Source organism: Gordonia sp. ABKF26 (assembly GCF_041103195.1).
GTDB lineage: Bacteria > Actinomycetota > Actinomycetes > Mycobacteriales > Mycobacteriaceae > Gordonia > Gordonia terrae.
In genome coordinates, this window is the sequence record NZ_JBGCVZ010000003.1 from 1,804,693 (window position 1) to 1,825,829 (window position 21,137).

General features: G+C 70.9%; 1 protein-coding gene (running past one end of the window). It reads left to right on the forward strand.

What is annotated here, in order from left to right; genetic code table 11:
- Positions 1 to 21,064, forward strand: partial view of a non-ribosomal peptide synthase/polyketide synthase gene (locus AB4Z55_RS08605; RefSeq protein WP_369519551.1) — the 3' portion only. The gene continues 19,181 nt to the left of window position 1, outside the view; only the last 21,064 of its 40,245 coding nucleotides appear in the window; its start codon lies beyond the left edge, outside the window; it ends in the stop codon at positions 21,062 to 21,064.
- Positions 21,065 to 21,137 lie beyond the last annotated feature (73 nt).

The window sequence follows — 21,137 nt, forward strand, 5'->3', positions numbered from 1 at the left end:
CGTCGCGCCGGAAGGGGTCGACCTCGACCTCGTCAAGTCGACGGTGGCCGCCGAGCTGCCGGAGTACATGCGTCCGACCGTGTGGATGACGCTGCCGTACATCACCCTCAACAGTGCCGGCAAGATCGATCGAAAGGCGCTGCCGGAGCCGGAGTTCGGGGTACACACCGAGATGTTCGTGGCGCCGGCCACGACGACCGAGGAAGTACTCGCCTCCATCGTCGCGCACCTCATCGGTATCCCGCGGGTGTCGGTGACCGAGTCGTTCTTCGCCCTCGGCGGGGACTCGATCATGTCGATCCAGCTCGCGTCCGCGGCGCGCGCCGCGGGCGTCGACCTGTCCCCGCGCGAGATCTTCGAGCACCGCACGATCCGCGGCATGGCCGCCGCGGCCGATGACGACGCCGCCCGCCTGCCGATGCTCGAGGAGTCCTCGGCGGGCACCGGACCGGTCACGGTGTCCCCGGTCGTGCACTGGATGATCGAACACGCCTCGGCTCCATCGGATTTCGCCGACTTCGTGCAGGCCGCGGTGCTCCGGGCACCGGACGGACTCGACGTCGAGCGGCTGATCGAGCTCCTCGCGGCGGTCGTCGACGCGCATCCCATGCTGACCGCGACCCTCGCGCAGACCGAGGACGGATGGCGGTCGACCGTCGGAAACACATTCGACGGCGCGTCCGCGGTCATCGAGGTGTCGAGTGTCGCCGCGGTCGGTACCGACGAGTTCGACTCCGACGTCCGTACCGCGTTCGGTGCGGTGTCGGCCACTCTCGACCCCGAGGCCGGGCAGCTGGTGCGGGCCGCACTGATCCGCGACCGCGACGGCGTGGGACGGGTGCTCCTGGTCATCCATCACCTCGGCGTGGACGCCGTGTCCTGGCCGATCCTCATCGAAGACCTGATCACCGGATGGGCGCAGCTCTCCGACGGTCGGGACATCGAGCTGCGCGCCGAACAGACGAGCGCCCGGGCGTGGACGGATGCCCTTGCGGCCCGGACTGATTCGTGGCACGAGCAGCGCGACCACTGGCTCGCGCAGTTGCCGCCGCGGCCCACGCCGCTCGGCGTCACGCTCGACCGCACCCGCGACCTGATGTCCACCGAGCGCCACGTCTCCCTCGAGATCGGCGCCCCGGTGACCCGATCCGTGCTGACGGCGGTGCCGGAGGCCTTCGGCGGCAACGTCAGCGACGTCCTGCTCGGTGCTTTCGCCCGTGCGGTCCGATCCTGGCAGTCACGTCGCGAGATCACCGACAGCGCACCCGTCACGGTCCTCACCGAGGGTCACGGCCGGTACGAGGAGGTCCTCGCCGCCGGCGAGTCGCCGCGTCGCGCGGACCTGTCCCGGTCGGTCGGCTGGTTCACCACCATCGTCCCCGTGCGCCTCGATCCCGGTACCGACGTGGTGCACGCGGTGAAGGCTGCGAAGGAAGCGCGTCTGGCCCAGCCGGACAACGGCATCGGATTCGGGTGGCTGCGCTACGGCTCCGGGACCGCCGACCCCGATTCCGACACCCGGGAACTGGCCACGCGTCCGCTCCCGAGCATCTCCTTCAACTACTTCGGTGCCGGCGGAGGCGCAGGCGCGCCGGACGCCGAGGTGCTCCCGTTCACCCACGCTCCGGACGCGCCGATCCTGGGATCGTCCGCGTCGGGTCGGATGGTGGCTCTGAGCACCTTGGGCGTGAGCGTGACCACCTCACTCGACGAGCAGGGCAATCGCAAGCTCGTCGCCGGTGCCAGCTTCCCCGGCTCACTGTTCGCCGACGACGAGGTCACCGATCTCCTCGACATGTGGGCGGCCGAACTGGCTGCGCTGACCCAGGCGATCGGTTCGGGCACCCGCGTCGGTCTGTCCCCGTCGGACGTCCCGGGCACCGGCGTCACCCAGCGCGACCTCGACGACCTGGCCCGCACGTATCCGGGCGCGGCGGTGTGGCCGCTGACGCCGCTGCAACAGGGTCTGTACTTCCAGGCGCAGCTCGCCGCGTCCGGCCAGGAGTCCGGCGCCGTGGACGTCTACGTCACCCAGGTGGTCCTCACGCTGGGCGGCCGTGTCGACGGAGATCGGCTGCGCGGTTCGGCCGAGCAGCTGTTCGCCCGACACCGCGTGATGCGGTCGGCCTACCTCCGGACCGGCAGCGGCGCGGTCGTCGCGGTGATCCCCGAGCGCGTCGAGATCCCGTGGCGAGTGGTTCGGCTGGACTCCGGGGTGACCGCCGAGGACGCGGATGCCGAGATCCGGCGGATCGTCGAGGGCGAGCGGCTGGCCCGGTTCGACCTCGGCCGACCGCCCCTGGTGCGGTTCGTGCTCGTCTGGCACGACGACCAGGCGCACCTCGTGGTGACCAACCACCACATCCTGATGGACGGCTGGTCCGGTCCGCTGGTCCTGGCCGACCTGCTCGCCCTGTACGCCACGGGGGAGACCTACACCGGCCAGGTTGCCGGCGGTGAGGGATCGCAGCGATCGGACTTCGCCGACCACGTCCGGCGGCTCGCCGCCGCCGACCGCGACGCCGGTCTGGCGGCATGGCGACAGGTGCTCGCGCCGATCGAGGGTCCGACTCTCGTGGCGCCCGGACTCGAGGCCACCGACGACGAACTGCCCCGGCAGCACCGGGTCATGCTCGACGAGGAGACGACCGCGGGGCTCGAGGAGCTCACCCGAACCGAGGGCGTCACCACCGCCACGGTCATGCAGTTCGCCTGGTCTGTTCTGCTGTCGCGGATGACCGGCAACCGGGTCGTGGTGTTCGGCGAGACCGTCTCGGGCCGGCCCGCGGACCTGCCGGGCGTGGAGACGATGGTCGGGCTCTTCATCAACACGCTGCCCAGCGTCGTCGACGTCGATCCGGCCGCGACCATCGTCGAGGTGCTCCGCAGGCTGCAGGCCGCCAAGGTCGCGGTCATGGATCACCAGCACCTCGGTCTGTCCGACCTGACGGCCCTGGCCGGCTCGGCCCAGCTGTTCGACACGCTGACCGTCCACGAGTCGTTCCCGATCGACACCGAGGCCCTGTCGTCGCAGGACGCGACCGAAGGACTGGCCGACGGTCTCGTCGTCGCCGACGTCGACTCCAGGAGCACCACCCACTACCCGATCAACCTGATCACCGCGGCCGCGGGTGGCCGGGTGTCGTTGCAGCTGAAGTACCTGCCCGCCGCTTTCGGCGACGACCAGATCCGGGTCTTCGGCGAGATCCTGGTGCACATCCTGGAGACGGTGGCCCGCACTCCCCACGAGCGGACGTCCGACATCCCGCTGGTCTCCACGGTGGACGGTCTCGACGTCGCCGAGTGGTCTCGCGGACACGAGGTCCAGATCCCGGGCGAGCACACCGTCGTCGACCTCGTCGCCGATGCACGCGCACGCGCGGCGGATCGGCCCGCCGTGCTCTTCGACGACCGCGTGGTGCACTACGACGAGTTCGCGGTCCGGGTGAGCATCCTTGCGCGAGAGCTGATCTCGCTGGGTGTGGGACCCGATGTCGCCGTCGGCGTCTGCATCGACCGCTCGGTCGAGGTGATGGTCGCCGTGCACGCCATCGTTGCGGCCGGCGGCCAGTACGTGCCGATCGACACCGAATCCCCGGTCGAGCGCACGCAATACATGATCGACACCGCGGACGTCGCGATGGTGCTCATCGGTACCGAGCGTCCGGAAGCGCTCGCGGGTGTCGACCTCCCGGTGGTCGTCGTCGACGCGTCCGCGCCCGTCGACACCGCCGTCGCCTCGGTGTCCGACGCCGATCGACCCGTCCGGGTGTTGCCGGACCACGCCGTCTACACGATCTTCACGTCCGGATCGACCGGACGCCCCAAGGGCGTGACCGTCACCCACGGTGCGCTGCGCAACACCCTCGAGTGGTTCACCGAGTCGAACGGCCCGGGGGAGCACGTCTTCTTCCTGAAGACGCCCTACACGTTCGACGCGTCCGTGTGGGACTACTTCGGCGGCATCTTCGCCGCGTCGCCGGTCGTCGTCGCCGAACCCGGCGGACATCGGGACCCGGTCTACCTGGCACGCCTCATCGAACGCCATCGGGTCACGACCGCCAAGTTCGTGCCCTCGATGCTCGCGGCGTTCCTCGACGGCGCCACCGGCGCCGGGGACGCCGACCTCTCGTCGATGCGCCGGATCTTCTCCGGTGGTGAGGCTCTGAGCCCCGCCCTCGCCGGTGGTCTGCTCCGACTGCTCCCCGAACTCGGGCTCTACAACCAGTACGGTCCGACCGAGGCGACCGTCGACATCACCTATGGACGCGTGGACCGGCCGACGCCGAACATCCCCATCGGGGCACCGGTGTGGAACTCGACGGTCCGTGTCCTCGACGATCGGCTGCGACCGGTCCCGCCGGGTGTCCCCGGTGAGATGTACCTCGGCGGACCCCAGCTGGCCCGCGGTTACGCCTCGCGGTCGGGGCTCACCGCCGAGACCTTCGTCGCCGATCCCTTCGATCCACGCGGTGGCCGGTTGTACCGCACCGGTGACCGCGCCCGGTGGAACACCGACGGCGTACTGGAATACCTGGGCCGCGCCGACTTCCAGGTGAAGCTGCGCGGGCAGCGCATCGAGCTCGGCGAGATCGAGTCCGTGCTGTCCTCGGCGCCGGGTGTCGTGCATGTGGCCGTCGTCGTGGCCACCGCCCCGAGCGGCGGCGAGCAACTCGTCGCCTACGTCGCCGGGCGTCCCGGCGAGGAGGTCGATCTCGACCTCGTGCGCGGAGCGTCCGTGCGCGGTCTGCCGGAGTTCATGCGACCCACGGTCTGGATGGCGCTTCCCGAGATGCCACGGACCACCTCGGGCAAGGTGGACCGACGGGCGCTGCCCCGCCCCGAGTTCGCCACCGGTGACTACGTGGCTCCCGAGACGCCGGAGGAGACCGCGGTCGCCGAGGTCTTCGCGGAGCTCCTCCAGGTCGAACGGGTGGGTGCCACCGACAGCTTCTTCGAGCTGGGCGGCAACTCGCTGTCGGCGATGCGGGTCAGTGCCCGCGTCGGTGACGCCCTGGGTGTCGAGGTCTCGGTCCGCGACGTCTTCGAGGCGCCGTCGGTGCGCGAGCTGGTGGCCGCCCTGACCGGTCGCGGCTCCCGGCTCGCGCCCGTGGTGGCGGTGTCGCCACGGCCCGAACGGATTCCGCTGTCCTTCGCGCAGACCCGGATGTGGTTCCTCAACCGCCTGCATCCCGCTGCGCCCACGCACAACATGACGATCGTGCTGCGGCTGTCGGGCGACCTCGACGTCGAGGCACTGCACACCGCGCTGGGCGACGTCGTCCGCAGGCATGAGGTCCTGCGCACGACGTTCCCGAGTGCCGAAGGCGTGCCCTTCCAGCTCGTGCATCCGCCGGAATCGGTCGCCGACCGGCTCGACTGGGAGGTCGTCGGGTCCGAGGACGACATCTTCGCCGCGGTGACAAGGGGATTCGACGTCACCGAGGAGTGGCCGTTCCGGACGCGCCTCTGGGCGGTCGAGCCCGGTGAGTTCGTGCTCGCCGTCGTGTTCCACCACATCGGTGCCGACGGCGAGTCCATGGCCCCGCTCGTCTCCGACCTGGTCTCCGCCTACAGCGCCCGCGTCGCCGGGGACGAGCCGCAATTCCCGCCGTTCGCCGTGCAATTCGTCGATTACGCGATCTGGCAGCACACCGTCCTCGGCTCGGTCGACGACCCGGATTCGGTCGTCGGACGCCAATTGGCCTACTGGGCCGGGCACCTCGCCGGTGTTCCCGACGTACTCGAATTGCCGTCGGACCGTCCGCGTCCGCCGGTCGCCTCCGGGCGCGGCGCCCGCGCACGGGTCGAGATCCCGGCCGGGATCGGCGAGCGCGTCACCGAGGTCGCGCGCGGAGCCGACGTGACGCCGTTCATGGTGCTGCACGGCGCCGTCGCGGTGCTGCTCGCACGCCTGTCGGCCACCGACGACATCGTCGTCAGCACGCCGATCGCCGGTCGCGGTCAGGCGGAGCTCGATCCGCTTGTCGGCATGTTCGTCAACACCCTGGTGCTGCGGACGCTGGTCGACGGCGCCCAGTCGTTCGAACAGCTCCTGTCCGCGGTGCGCGACGTCGACCTGAACGCGTTCGCCCACGCCGACGTCCCGTTCGAGACCGTGGTCGACCGGCTGAGTCCGGTGCGCTCGGAGGCCTTCGCGCCGCTGGCCCAGGTCATGTTCTCGTTCAGCCCGTCGGCGACCGCCGCCGAGGCACTCGGTGACGCGGCCGGCATCACGGTGACGCCGTACGCGGACGTGATGGTCTCGTCGCAGATCGATCTCTGGATCACCGTCTCCTCGCGGCCCGCCGGGCAGACCTGGCCGGTGAACCTCGACTACTCGACCGACCTCTTCGACGAGCCGACGGTGCTCGAGTTCGGCGAACGCTTCATCCGTCTTCTCGATGCCCTGACCTCGGTCCCGGACCGGGCGGTGGGGGATGCGCCGTTCGTCGCCGAGGACACGACGGCCGCCATCGAGTCGGCCGAGTGGGGCGAGCGGGTGGAACTGCCCGCAGTGCAGACCGTCAGCGACGCCGTCTCCGCCCAGGCGCAGCGCACCCCGGACGCCACCGCGATCGTCTTCGGCGACCGCGAGGTGTCCTACGCCGAGTTCGTCGCCCGGGTCAACACGCTGGCCCGCGACCTCATCGAGGCCGGTGTCGGGCCGGATGTGGCAGTCGCCCTGTGCATTCCGCGCTCCGTCGAGATGATGGTCGCGATCCACGCCGTCATCGCCGCGGGTGGACAGTACGTCCCGGTCGACGTGGCCGCCCCCGCCGACCGCGTCCGCTACATGTACGAGACCGCCGGTGTGCGGGTGCTGCTCGTCGCCGACGCCGAGGGTGTCCGGGACGCGGTGGCCGCCGCCGACGACACCGGTGTGCGGGTCGTCGTGGTCGACGCCTCGGCCCTGGTGGACGTCGACTCGTCGGCCGCCGCACCGGTGTCCGACGCGGAGCGACTCTCCCCGCTGCGCCCCGACGACGCCGCGTACACCTTGTTCACCTCGGGCTCCACGGGTCGCCCCAAGGGCGTCACGTTGTCGCATGCCGCGGTGCTGAACCGATTGTGGTGGGGCCTGGACGCCCTGCCGATCGGTCCCGACGACGTCGTCATGCAGAAGACGCCGTACACATTCGACTGTTCGGTGCCGGAGTTGTTCGCGCCGTTGTCGATCGGTGCCCGCCTGGTGGTCCTCGCCGACGGCGGACACCTGAACCCGCGCCAGGTCGCCGACGAGATCGCCCGCACGGGCACGACGATGATCCACTTCGTGCCGTCGATGCTGTCGGTGTTCCTCGAGGTGGTCGGCCGTGAGCAGCTCGCCGCCCTCGACACCATCCGCATCGTCTCGACCACGGGTGAGGCGTTGCCGCCCGCGGTCGCGGCACCCGTCCGCGAGATCTGGCCGGACGCATGGTTCTTCAACCTGTACGGTCCGACCGAGGCCGCGGTGGAGATCACCTCCGAACGCATCCACTCGGTTGCCGCCGACGATCCGACCGTGCCGATCGGCATCCCGGTGTGGAACTCCTCGGCCGTCGTGCTCGACGCCCGGTTGCGCCGGGTGCCTGCCGGTGTCCCCGGTGAGCTCTACCTCGGTGGCGTGCAGCTGGCCCGCGGTTACGCGGCCCGCCCGGACCTGACCTCCGAACGGTTCGTCGCCGATCCGTACGGCGAACCGGGTTCGCGGCTCTACCGCACCGGCGACCTCGTGCGCCGGCGCCCCGACGGCGTCCTGGAGTACCTGGGACGCACCGATTTCCAGGTCAAGCTCCGCGGCCAGCGCATCGAGCTCGGCGAGATCGAGGCGGTCATCGCCTCGGCTCCCGGCGTCGTCCACGCCGCGGCGACCGTGGCCACCGCACCCGGCGGCGGGGAACACCTCGTCGGCTACCTGGCGGGTGTCCCGGGTGAGCACATCGACCTGGACAGGGTCAAGGCCGTTGTCGCCGAGGCGCTTCCGGGCTACATGCGACCGACCGTGTGGATGCCGGTGGACGACATCGCGCTCAACACGGCAGGCAAGATCGATCGTCGTGCGCTGCCGGAACCGGTCTTCACCGCGGGCGAGTACGTCGCCCCCGCGGGTGAGGCGGAGGCCGCGGTCGCCGAGGTGTTCGCCGACATCCTCGGTGTCGATCGCGTCAGCGTGACCGACTCGTTCTTCGACCTCGGTGGCAACTCGCTCGCCGCGATGCGGCTCGTCGCCCGCGTGGGCGAGGTCACCGGCACGGAGATCTCGATCCGGGAACTCTTCAACGCCCCGAGCGTGCGTGAACTGACGCGGGTGAGTTCCGGTCTCGACTCCGCACGCGCCCCGATCGTGGCCGTCGAGTCCCGGCCCGAACGGATCCCGCTGGCGTTCGCCCAGCAGCGGATGTGGTTCGTCAACCAGGCCGACACCACCTCGTCGGCCTACAACCTGCCGATCGTGCTGCGGCTGTCCGGTGCGCTCGACACCGACGCGCTGCACGCCGCTCTGATCGACGTGGTGTCGCGCCACGAGTCGCTGCGTACGACGTTCCCGTCGGCCGACGGCATGCCGTACCAGAAGATCAACCGCGCGACGTCGGTCGCGGCCAAGCTGGACTGGCAGGAGGTGTCCTCGCAGGAGGAGATCGAGGCGGCGGTCTCCGCAGGCTTCGACGTCTCGCGGGAATGGCCCATCCGCGCCCGGATCTGGGAGGTGACGCCCGACGAGCACGTGTTCGCGGTGATCACCCATCACATCGCCTCGGACGGGCAGTCGATGACGCCGCTCGTGCGCGACGTCGTGACCGCCTACCTCGCCGAGTCCGCCGACACCGACCCGGAATTCGCCGACCTCGACGTCCAGTTCGCCGACTTCGCGATCTGGCAGCACGAGGTTCTCGGTTCGCCCGAGGATCCCGAGTCCGTCGTGGGCCGCCAGCTCACCTACTGGACCGACCGTCTCGCCGGCCTCCCCGACGTGATCGAGTTGCCCACCGACCGTCCCCGGCCCGCGCGGGCCAGCCAGCGCGGCGGCCGCGTCCTGTTCGGCGTGCCCGCGTCGGTCGGCGATCGCATCGCCGGGTTCGCCCAGGAGACCGGGACGACCCCGTTCATGGTGGTCCACGCCGCACTGGCCGCCCTCCTGTCACGGCTGTCGGCAACCGACGACATCGCCGTCGGCACACCGATCGCCGGTCGCGGGCAGCGCGTGCTCGATCCGCTCGTCGGCATGTTCGTCAACACCCTGGTGTTGCGGACGACCGTCGACCGCGACCGCGGCTTCGCCGACCTGCTCGACGCAGCCAAGGACGCCGACCTCGCTGCTTTCGCCAACGCCGACGTCCCGTTCGACGTGGTCGCGGATGCGGCCGGGGCCCAGCGGTCGGCAGCGTTCGCGCCCTTCACCCAGGTGTGGCTGACGTTCGACCAGTCGACCCTCCCCGAACTGGCGGGTCCGGATCTCTCGATCGGCGAGGTCGCCGGGCTCCAGGTGAGTTCGGTGACCACCGAGCGCATCCCGGCCCGCGTCGACCTGCTGGTCGCGCTCTCGCAGCCGGCCGGGTCCGAGGACTGGTCGGGTGCAATCACCTACGCGACCGATCTGTTCGACGAACCGTCGGTGGCGCGTCTCGCCGAGCAGCTGGTGACGCTGCTGACCGAGGCCCTGGCGGAACCCGAGGTGCCACTGCGGCAGATCTCCCTCGGCGAGGCGACCATGTCGGTGGCCGAACTCGCCCGCGCGGCAACGCAACCCGAACCGCAGCGGCAGACGGTGTCGATCGCCGACTCCGACGCGGTCGTGACCGGGGGACCGGGAACCGAGCCGGTCGTCCTGGGTGATCTCTTCGCGCAGGCCGCCGCGAAGTGGGGACCGCGCCAGGCCGTCGTCGACGCGGACAATGTCTGGCTGTCGTACGCGGACCTCGACGCGCGGTCGAACCGCTTGGCGCGCTGGCTGATCGGTCAGGGCATCGGCCCAGAGAAACTGGTCGCGCTGGCGATCGGCCGATCCGCGCAGCTGCTCACCGCCATCTGGGCGGTGGCCAAGACCGGCGGTGGCTACGTGCCGATCGACCCGGACTACCCCGCCGAACGAGTGGCGAACATGGTCGAGGACTCGGGCGCGATCCTGGGCCTGGCCGTCCAGGCGTCGGGAACCCTGCCCGGGGAACGTTTCTCGTGGCGCAGTCTCGACGACGCCACGCTGTCCGCCGAGATCGAGGCGCTGTCCGACGCGCCGATCACCTCATCGGATCGGCGTGGGCCGGTACGGGTGGACAACGTCGCCTACGTCATCTACACCTCCGGCTCCACCGGGCGCCCGAAGGGTGTCGCCGTGACCCACTCGGGTCTGGCGAACTTCGCCGCCGAAGAGATCCGGCGTTCGGGTGCCGACGAGTACTCGCGGGTGCTCGGATTCGCCTCGCCCAGCTTCGACGCGTCGGTGCTCGAGTACCTGCTCGCGATCGTGTCCGGCGGCGTGTTGATCTATCGCCCCGCCGACGCGGTCGGTGGCCCGCCGCTGCAGGACCTGATGATGCGGCAGGCGATCACCCACACGTTCCTGACGCCGACCGTGCTCGCGACCATCGAACCGCACGCGGTCCCGGCCCTCCGCGTCGTCTATGCCGGTGGCGAGGCCGTGCCGCAGGCGCTCAAGGACAGCTGGGCTCCGTTCCGGCGGATCCAGAACCTGTATGGCCCCACCGAGACCACGATCGGCGTCACCATCAGTGCGCCGATGGCGGTGGGCGAGCCGGTCTCGCTCGGCGGCCCGCTCGCCGGCGTGGGCCTGATGGTGCTCGACGCGCAGTTGCGTCCGGTCCCCGTCGGTGTCGCGGGGGAGCTGTATGTCAACGGCGGTGCGCTGTCGCGCGGATACCTCGACCGCCCGGGCCTGACCGCGGAGAAGTTCGTGGCGAACCCGCATGGTCACCCGGGTGACCGGATGTATCGCACCGGCGACATCGTCCGCTGGAAGCAGGACTCCACCGGTGCGCCGGTCCTCGAGTACTCCGGCCGCAGTGACGACCAGGTGAAGCTGCGCGGTCTGCGCATCGAACTCGGCGAGATCGAGGCGGTCCTCGCCGAGCACCCGGCGGTCCGCTCGGCCGTGGTCGTCGGTGTCGGCGGTTCGGTCGCCACCGCGCTGGCCGCCTACGTGGTCGCGGCCGGCACAGGGGGCGGCGCCGAGGTCAATCCGGCAGAGCTGAGATCGTTTGTCGGCGAACGACTCCCGGCGCACATGGTGCCGGCGTCGGTCGCGGTGCTCGACGAGCTCCCGCTCACCCCGGTCGGCAAGCTCGACAAGGCCGCGCTGCCCGAACCGGTCATCGAGGTCGGCGAGATCGTCGAACCGGAGACGAACGAGGAAGCCGCGGTCGCCGCGGTGTTCGCCGAGGTCCTGGGAATCGACCAGGTCAGCGTGACCGAGTCCTTCTTCGACCTCGGTGGCAACTCGCTGTCGGCGACGCGCGTGGCCGCCCGGGTGGGCGAGGTGCTCGGCGTGGAGACCTCGGTGCGCGACCTGTTCGAGGCACCGACGGTGCGTGCGCTCGTGGCCGAGGTGTCCGGACATGCCGAGGCGCTGCCGCCGATCGTCGCCCGCGCGGATCGTCCGGAACTCGTACCGTTGTCCTTCGCCCAGCAGCGGATGTGGTTCATCAACCAGTTCGATCCGTCGCTGCCGACCTACAACATCCCGTTCGTGCTCCAGGTGCGCGGTGCTCTCGACACCGAGGCGTTGCGCCTGGCGATCGTCGACGTCGTCGAACGCCACGAGGTCCTGCGGACCACCTTCCCGTCCGTCGACGGGGTCGCCCATCAACTGGTCCATCCGGCCGAGCAGATCGCCGACCGGCTGGACTGGGGGATCGCCGCCGACCAGCACGCCTTCGAGCGTGCGGTGGTCTCCGGGTTCGACGTCGCCGCCGACTGGCCGATCCGCGTGCGGGTCTGGCACGTCGACGCCGAGCGTGCGGTCGTCGCGGTCGTCGTCCACCACATCGCCGCCGACGGCGAGTCGATGAACCCGCTGCTCGTCGACGTCCTCACGGCGTACGACGCCCGGGTGTCGGGGAACGAGCCCGACTTCGAGCCCCTCGAGGTCCAGTTCGCCGACTACGCCCTCTGGCAGCACGAGGTCCTCGGCGACGGATCCGATCCGACCTCGGTCATCGGCTCCCAGTTGGCCTATTGGACAGACAAACTCGCCGATCTGCCCGAGGTGCTGAACCTGCCGTTCGACCGGCCCCGGCCGTTGGTGGCCTCGCAGCGCGGCGGTCGCGTCGGCGCCGCGATCCCGGCCGAGATCGGGAACCGGGTCCGCGACCTCGCACGCGAGGTCGACGCGACCCCGTTCATCGTCGTGCACGCGGCGCTCGCCGTGTTGCTCGCGCGACTGTCGGCCGGCGAGGACGTGGCGATCGCCACCCCGGTCGCCGGACGCGGACAGCGTGTACTCGACCCGCTCGTGGGCATGTTCGTCAACACCCTGGTCCTGCGGGCCCAGGTGGATCCGTCGATGTCGTTCGCCGAACTGCTGGAGCAGGCCCGCGACACCGACCTGGAAGCATTCGCGAACGCCGACGTGGCCTTCGAGATGCTCGTCGAGAAGCTCAATCCGGTCCGGTCCGAGGCGTTCGCGCCGCTGGCCCAGATCATGCTCACGTTCGGTCAGACGGCACTGCCCGAGATGGCGGAGACCGCGCCGGCCGCGGTCGCGGGGCTGGAGATCGAACCGATGCCGCCGGCCGATCCGCCGGCGAAACTGGACCTGACGATCGGTGTGTCCGTTCCCGACGGGGACGGGGACTGGCCGCTCTCGCTGGTGTTCGCGCGGGATCTCTTCGACGAAGACACCGTCGCCCAGCTGGCGCGCCGGTTCGTCGGGCTGCTCGACCAGCTCACCCGGCACACCGACGACCCGGTGGCCGACGCCGCCCTCCTCGAACCCGCCGAGATCGAGGAGATACTCCGGCGATCACGGGGCACGGAGACCGCCATACCGGCGGGATCGGTGGCCGATGCGCTCTCGTTTCGCGGGGCGCGGTCGCTCGACTCGATCGCGCTGACCTACGCCGACCGTGAGTTGACCTACCGCGAGTTCGGCGCTCGGGTCGCCGATCTCGCCCGGGAACTCCTCGGGCTGGGCGTGGGACCCGATGTCGCGGTGGCGGTCTGCATCGACCGCGGTGTGGACATGGTGGTGGCCGTCCACGCGGTGACCGCGGCCGGTGGCCGGTACGTGCCCATCGACACCGCTGCCCCGGGCGACCGTGTGCGCTACATGGTCGAGACCGCGGGCGCGCGGGTTCTGCTCGTCGGACCGCGGCCCGTGTCGGCCGATCTGTCCGGACTGGACGACGGCGTCCGGCGCGTAACCGTCGACTCGACCCGCGACATCGATCCGTCGACACCGCCGGTCACCGACGCCGAACGTGTCCGGCCGATCCGCGGTGACGATGCGCTGTACACGCTCTTCACCTCCGGCTCGACCGGACGACCCAAGGGCGTGACCGTCTCCCACGCCGCGGTGGCCAACCGGTTGTGGTGGGGACTCGACGAGTATCCCTGGACCGTGGGTGACCGGATCATCCAGAAGACGCCGTACACCTTCGACGTCTCGGTGCCGGAGCTGTTCGCGCCGTTGCTGACCGGTGCGACGATGGTGATCGCCGAACCGGGCGGCCATGCCGATCCGCTCTACATCGCCGACCTGATCGCGTCCAGCGGTGCCACCTCGGTGCATTTCGTCCCGTCGATGCTGTCGGTGTTCCTCGATGTCGTGCCGGCCGAGACGATCTCGCGCCTGGGTACGCTCCGCTGGCTGTTCGCCTCCGGTGAGGCGCTGCCGCCCGCGGTGGTGGCCCGTGCCCACGAGCTGCTGCCACACGTCCAGATCGTGAACCTGTTCGGTCCCACCGAGGCGGCGGTCGAGGTGGCCTACGCCGACGTGACCCGGGCGCCGTCGATCGTGCCGATCGGCGTGCCGGTCTGGAACACGACGACCCATGTGCTCGACGCGCGACTGAATCCTGTCCCGACGGGGGTCCCGGGCGAGCTCTATCTGGGTGGCGATCAGGTGGCCCGCGGGTATGCCGCGCAACCGGGCCTGTCCGCCGAGCGCTTCGTGGCCGACCCGTTCGGCCGGCCCGGCTCGCGGCTCTACCGGACCGGTGATCTCGTGCGGTGGAACACCGAGGGGGAGATCGAATACCTCGGCCGCACCGACTTCCAGGTGAAGCTGCGCGGCCAGCGCATCGAACTCGGCGAGATCGAGTCCGTCGTCGCGGCCGCGCCCGGCGTCGTGCACGCCGCGGTGTCGGTGGCCGACGCGCCGGGTGGCGGACAGCATCTGGTCGCCTATGTCGCGCCGTCGACCGTGGACCTCGAGGTCCTGCGGGACGCGGTGACCCGGGCACTCCCGGAGTACATGCGTCCGACGCTGTGGATGCCGATCGACGAGGTGGTGCTGAACAGCGCGGGCAAGCTCGACCGCCGCGCTCTGCCCGCACCCGACTTCGCGGGGCTCGACGCCGATCACGTCGCGCCCGCCAACGTGACGGAGGAGACCCTGGCGACCATCGTGGCGGGTCTGCTCGGACTGGACCGGGTCTCGGTCACCCAGTCGTTCTTCGCGCTCGGCGGTGACTCGATCATGTCGATCCAGCTCGCCTCGGCGGTTCGCGCCGCCGGGTTCACGCTGACACCGCGAGACATCTTCGAGCAACGGACCATTCGGGCGATGGCCCGCGTGGTCGCCGGGGAGGCGCACCGTCTGCCCGCTCTCGTCGAACCCGCGGGCGGCGGGCGCGGCGACCTGCCACTGCTGCCGGTGATGTCGTGGATGATCGAACACTCCACGCACGCATCTGATTTCGCGGACTTCTCGCAGTACCGGGTGCTCCACGCGCCGGCGGATCTCACCGTGGACGCGTTGTCGGAGTTGCTGTCCGAGCTCATCGCGGTGCACCCGATGCTGTCCGCGCGTCTCACCCGGAGCGATGACCGCTGGCGATTGGTCGCCGGATCGGATGAGAACGCCGGTGGTCTTAGCGCGGCGCCCTATGTGTTCGCACGCTCCTCGGTCGCACCGGTGGGCAGTCCCGGCCACGACGCGGATCTTCGTGCCGCACACGCCGAGGCACTGGCTCACCTCGATCCGTCGGCCGGTGTGCTCGTCGCGGCGGGCATCGTCACCGACGCCGACGGCGTCGGTCGGGTCGTCCTGGCGATCCACCATCTCGGTGTCGACGCGGTGTCCTGGCCGATCCTCGTCGAGGACCTGGTCACCGGATGGGCGCAGCGGGCATCGGGGCAACCGATCGCGCTGCGTGCCGAGGCGACGTCCGAGCGGGCGTGGGCCCACGCGGTCGGCGCACAGGCCGACCGGCGCTCGGCCGAGCTGCCGTACTGGCTCGACCGGCTCCCGGCCCGACCCACCGATCTCGGGATCGACTTCGACGCGTCGCGGGACCGGTTCGGCACCGAGGTGTCGGTGGTCCACGCATTCGACGCGCAGGTGACCGAGGCGGCGCTGACCTCGGTGCCGGAAGCGTTCCGCGGCAACGCCAACGACGTCCTGCTCGGTACGTTCGCACGTGCGGTGCGGGCGTGGCAGGCCGCGCGCGGTATCGCCGACGTCGCACCCGTCACGGTCCTGGTGGAGGGCCACGGGCGCAAGGACGCGATCGTCACCGCCGACGGCGAACGAGCAGTCGACCTGTCCCGCACGGTCGGCTGGTTCACCACCATCGCCCCGGTCGCTGTCGATCCGTCCACCGACGTCACCCATGCGGTGAAGTCGGCCAAGGAGGAACGTCTCGGGCAACCCGACGGCGGTCTCGGCTTCGGTGCGCTGCGTTACGGCGCCGACACCGAGCTGTCGCAGCGTCCGCTGCCGAGCATCGGTTTCAACTTCTTCGGTGCCGGACGCGCGGGACGCCCCGCGGCGGAACCCGCGCCCGACGTCATCCCGTTCACCGGTGCGCCCGGCGCGCCGGGGATGCCGCCGTCGGTGTCTGGTGCGATGGTCGCGCTGAACCCGTTGAGCGTCAACGTCGGAACGCGAAGCGACGGCGAGACCCGGCGCCTCACGGCAAACTTCACGTTCCCGTCGGCTCTGTTCGGGACCGACGACATCACGGCGCTCGCCGAGTTGTGGGCCGCCGAGCTCACCGCACTCGCCGAGCACGTCGCGGTCGTCGGTGACCCGGGCCGGTCGCCGTCGGACGTGCCCGGTACGCCCGTCACCCAGACCGAACTCGACGCGCTCGCGGTGCGGTTCCCGGGTGCGGACGTCTGGCCGCTCACGCCGCTGCAGGCCGGTCTGTACTTCCAGTCGCAGATGGCTGCGCAGAACACCGCGGGAGCCGACGGTGTCGCTCCCACGGGCTCCGGCAATGTGGACGTCTACGTCACGCAGGCGGTGCTGCATCTCGGCGGTGAGGTCGACCGGGCGCGATTGCGTTCGGCGGCCGAGGAACTCGTCGCACATCATCGTGTGCTGCGCAGCGGGTATGTGCGCACGGCGGGCGGGGTGCTGGTGGCCGTCGTACCGCCGCGCGTCGACCTGCCGTGGTCCGAGGTGTCCCTGGAACCCGACTTCGACGGTGACGAGGCAGCGCGACGAGTGCGCGAGATCGCCGACACCGAACGGATCGAACCGTTCGATCTCGCGGCGCCGCCGCTGGTGCGGTTCGTGAGCGTCGAGCACGGCTCTGGGTCCGACACGACGCTGAGCCTGATCGTGACCAACCATCACATCCTGCTCGACGGCTGGTCCGGTCCGCTGGTTCTCGCCGACCTGCTCGCGCTCTACGCCGGCGTGGGTCCGTACACGGCAACCATTTCCGCGGACTCCGACTTCGGCGACCACGTCCGGCGGCTCGCCGCCGCCGACCCGGCCGCGGGTCTCGCCGCCTGGCGGGATGTGCTGGCGCCGCTGGCGGGGCCGACGCTGGTGTCCGGCGCCGAGGAGGCCACGACCACGTCGTTGCCGCGTGACCACGAGGAGTGGATCGACGCCGAGACGACGGCGGCGATCAACCGGCTGGCGCGCGAACGCGGTGTCACGGTCAGCACGATCCTGCAGTTCGCCTGGGCGGTGCTGCTGTCGCGCATGACCGGCAACCAGGTGGTCGCCTTCGGCGAGACCGTGTCGGGGCGCCCGTCGGACCTCGACGGTGTCGAGGGCATGGTCGGCCTGTTCATCAACACGGTCCCGAGCGTCGTCGACGTCGACCCGGCTGCCCCGATCGGCGACGTGCTCGCCGCGATGCAGGCCGACAAGGTCGCGGTCCTCGACCACCAGCACGTCGGTCTCGCCGACCTCACCGCGCTTGCGGGGATCGGTGCGCTCTTCGACACGCTGACCGTGTTCGAGTCGTTCCCGGTGGACTCCGACTCGCTGTCCACGGCGGACACATCGCTGGCCGGCGGTCTGCAGATCGTTGGCGTGGACGCCGGCGACTCGACGCACTATCCGCTCAACCTCGCGTCGTCACCGTCCGGTGACCGCCTGCTGCTGAAGCTCAAGTACCTCCCGTCGGCCTTCGCCGACGACCAGGTGGGGGTGTTCGGTGCGGCGCTGCGCGAGATCCTGCGGACAACCGTCGACGATGTGGATTCGCCGACCTCGTCGATCGCTCTCCTCGACGCCGCGGCAGCTGCCGAGCTCACGCCGGTGAACGGTCCGGCGGCGCCGGAACCGCGTCTGCTGGGCGAGGTGTTCGCCGACGTCGCGGCCGCGCACGCGGGGATCGTCGCGGTCACCGACGGCGACGGCGCGTCGCTCACCTACGCCGAGCTCGACGAGCGCTCGAACCGGCTCGCGCGGTGGATGATCGGCCGCGGGATCGGCGTGGACTCGGTCGTGGGGCTGGCGCTCGGTCGCACCGTCGACCGGCTGGCGGGGCAATGGGCCCTGGCGAAGCTGGGCGCGGCGTACCTGTCCATCGACCCGACGCTGCCCGCCGACCGCATCGCGCACATGGTCACCGATTCCGGTGTGCGTCTGGTGATCGCGTCGGCATCGGGAAGTCCGGAACAGGGCGGCCCGGGGCCGGAAGCGGGTGCCCGCGGTGACGTCGAATGGATCGACGTGTCCGCCGTCGCCGACGCCATGCGTGGCATCGAGGGCACCGCCCTCGCGCCGGGCGAGCTGGTGGGTACCCCGCGTCTGGATGCACTCGCCTATGTCATCTACACCTCCGGGTCGACCGGTGTGCCCAAGGGCGTGGCGGTCACCCAGCGCGGTGCGCACGCCTTCGCCGTCGCCGAGGCGCACCGGTTCGGCATCGATCCGGGTTCGCGGGTACTCGGTTACGCCTCACCGAGTTTCGATGCCTCGGTGCTGGAGTGGCTGCTGGCCTCGACCTCGGGTTCGACGCTGGTGTACCGGCCGGACGACATTGTCGGTGGCGAGGCGCTGACCGCCTTCCTCCGCGAGCACGAACTGACGCACGTGTTCCTCACACCGAGTGTGCTGGCGACCGTCGAACCCGACGACCTGCCCGCACTGCGGATGCTGGCCTCGGGTGGCGAGGCGGTCTCCACCGCTCTCGTCCGCACCTGGGCGGGCCGCGTCGCGTTCCACAACGCGTACGGGCCGACGGAGACGTCGGTGGCGGTCGCGATCAGCGGTCCGCTCGACCCGGACGAGCCGGTGACGATCGGCGGCCCGGTGGCGGGTACCGGCCTGCTGGTCCTGGATCAGCGATTGTCCCCGGTGCCCATCGGGATGGCGGGCGAGCTGTACGCCACCGGTGTCTCGTCGGCCCGCGGATATCTCCGGCGTCCGCAGCTGACCGCCGAGCGCTTCGTCGCGTCCCCGTTCGGCGGACCCGGCGACCGCATGTACCGCACGGGCGACCGTGTCCGGTGGGTGCGCTCGGCATCCGGCGAGCTGGTGCTCGAGTATCTCGGTCGTTCCGACGACCAGGTGAAGCTGCGCGGCCTGCGCATCGAACTGGGCGAGATCGAGAACGCGCTGTCCACGCATCCGTCGGTGAAGACCGCGGTGGTGCTCGGGGTCGGCGGGTCGGTCGCGTCGTCGCTGGCCGCCTACGTGGTACCGGCATCGGACGCGCTGAGCACCGGCGGCGAGACTCCTGCCGTCGACACCGCTGCGCTGCGGGACCATCTGGCGGATCGACTGCCGTCGTACATGATCCCGGCGACGATCACGGTCGTGGCCGACCTGCCGCTCACCGCGACGGGCAAGCTGGACAAGCGGGCACTGCCGGCACCGGACATCGAGGCCGACGACCTCGTCGCACCGGAGACGGCGGCGGAGGCGCGCGTGGTCGCCGTCTTCGCCGACCTGCTGGGCGTCGACGCGGTGTCGGTGACCGGTGACTTCTTCGCCCTGGGCGGCAACTCGCTCTCCGCGACCCGACTGGCGGCACGCGTCGGCGACGCCCTCAACGCCGACATCGGCGTGCGGGACGTGTTCGAGTCGCCGACGCCGCGGGCACTGGCCGCTCTCGGTCAGCACCGGGGCGGTCTGCGCGCGCCGGTCACCCGGGTCGAGCCGAGGCCGGCGGAGATCCCGCTGTCGTTCGCGCAGCAGCGGATCTGGTTCATCAATCGCCTCGACCCGGCCTCGGCGGCCTACAACCTGCCGATCGGTGTCGAACTCGGCGGCCGGCTGGACGTCGAGGCCCTCGGTGCGGCGATCGGGGACGTCGTCGCGCGGCACGAGATCCTGCGGACCACGTTCCCCGCCGTCGACGGCCGGCCGACCCAGGTCGTCCACGACGCCGACGGTCCGGCGGCGCTGCCCCGCCTCGTCGAATGTGATTCGGAGGCGGAGCTTCTCGAGGCGCTGTCCGCCGGATTCGACGTGACCACCGAGGTGCCCGTCCGGATCCGGTTGTGGCGACGCGACGAGGGTTCGTGGGTCCTGCTCGCGGTACTGCATCACATCGTGGGTGACGGTGAGTCCATGCGGCCACTGATGTCCGACGTCGTGACGGCCTACCGGGACCGGGCCGCGAGCCGGGCACCGGACCTGCCGCCGCTGCCGGTCCAGTTCGCCGACTACGCGCTGTGGCAGCAACGCGAGCTGGGCGCGGTCGACGACCCGACGTCGGTGGTCGGACGGCAACTGTCGTACTGGTTGCGTCAGCTCGCCGGGGTACCCGACGTGCTGGAGCTGCCCGCCGACCGGCCGCGCCCGACCGTGGCGTCGATGCGGGGTGCGCGGGTCGACTTCGAGATCCCGCACGAGGTCGCGACGCGGATCTCGGCGCTGGCGCGCGAGCGCGGGATGACGCCGTTCATGGTGGTGCACGCGGGCTTGTCGGTGCTGCTCGCCCGGGTCACCGCGACCGACGACATCGCGGTCGCCACTCCCATCGCGGGCCGGGGACGCGCCGAGATCGATCAGCTGATCGGCATGTTCGTCAACACCCTGGTCCTGCGGGCCGAGGTGGACCCGGCGATGAGCTTCGCGGAACTGCTCGAGGACACCCGGGTCGTCGACCTCGACGCGTTCACCAACGCCGACGTGCCGTTCGAGACGCTGGTCGAGCGGCTGAACCCGACCCGGTCCAGGGCGTTCTCGCCGCTCGCGCAGGTCATGCTGACGCTGACCAACGCGGGCAACACCGCGCCGGTGTTCGAGGCGGAGGGTCTGCGGGTCGCGGCGCTCGAGTCGCCGGTGACGTCCGCCCAGCTCGACCTCACGGTCGCGGTGGTCGCCCGTCCGGACCGGTCCTGGTCGGCGTCGATGGTCTACGCGACGGACCTGTTCGACGAGGGGACCGTCGAGCTGCTCGCGCAGCGCCTGGTTACGCTCCTCGACGGGCTCACGGCCCGGCCGGACGCCGCGGTCGGGGAGTGTCCACTGGTGACACCGGCGGAACGGGATCGCGTGCTGGCCTGGTCGGCGGGTGCCGCGACGCGGCCGACCGGCGCCACCCTGCCGGGCATCGTCGGATCCCGGCAGTCCGGCGCGGGGGAGCCGGGAGTCGGCGAGAACGGTGTGGCCGGCCGCGAGGTCGGGTACAACGGTCGCGGTGGGGACGAGAGTCGCTACGGTGACGATGGTTCCGACAGTGGTCCCGGTGGGGATGACTGAGCGGAGAGAACACCCGGGGCGCAGCGAACACACGGGGGGAATGGGGAACGCAGGACGAGACGGCAGACGACGA